At 56.9% G+C, this 420-nt stretch carries 1 pseudogene; it reads left to right on the top strand.

What is annotated here, in order from left to right:
- Window positions 1-420, top strand: a pseudogene (locus EN786_RS38110) (TetR/AcrR family transcriptional regulator); the annotation flags it as partial.

Raw genomic sequence — 420 nt, 5'->3', positions numbered from 1 at the left:
GCGCAAGGAACTGTTGTTTCAGAGGGTACTCGTCAACGCCTATCGGCGAATGCGCGAGGCCGAAGCCGTGCTCACAATCTCCGCCGACCCGATGGTCGCGCTCGATCAGCTATGCGAGTTCACGCTCACTTACTATCGGAAAAATCCTGGGTTCCTTGGGCTGGTTGGAATCGCGAATCTCCATCATGGCGACCATTTGCGCTCAGTGCCGCGCTCAGAATTGTCAATCGACAAGCTCATGACGCACGGGGATGGCATTATTGCCCGCGGCGAGGCGACCGGCGTGTTTCGGAAGAACCTCAATCCAGCTGATTTGTGGATCTCCCTATCGAGCCAGTGCTGGTTCAGCGTAGCCACGGCCTATACGGTCGAAGTGTCATTCGGCAAGAGCATTCTGGAAGACCAGGAAGCAGACAGGCG

The sequence above is a fragment of the Mesorhizobium sp. M4B.F.Ca.ET.143.01.1.1 genome (assembly GCF_004792275.1).
In the GTDB taxonomy this organism is placed as follows: Bacteria; Pseudomonadota; Alphaproteobacteria; order Rhizobiales; family Rhizobiaceae; genus Mesorhizobium; species Mesorhizobium abyssinicae.
Note: the sequence above shows the minus strand (reverse complement) of the source record. Positions and strands in the feature narration are given on the sequence as shown.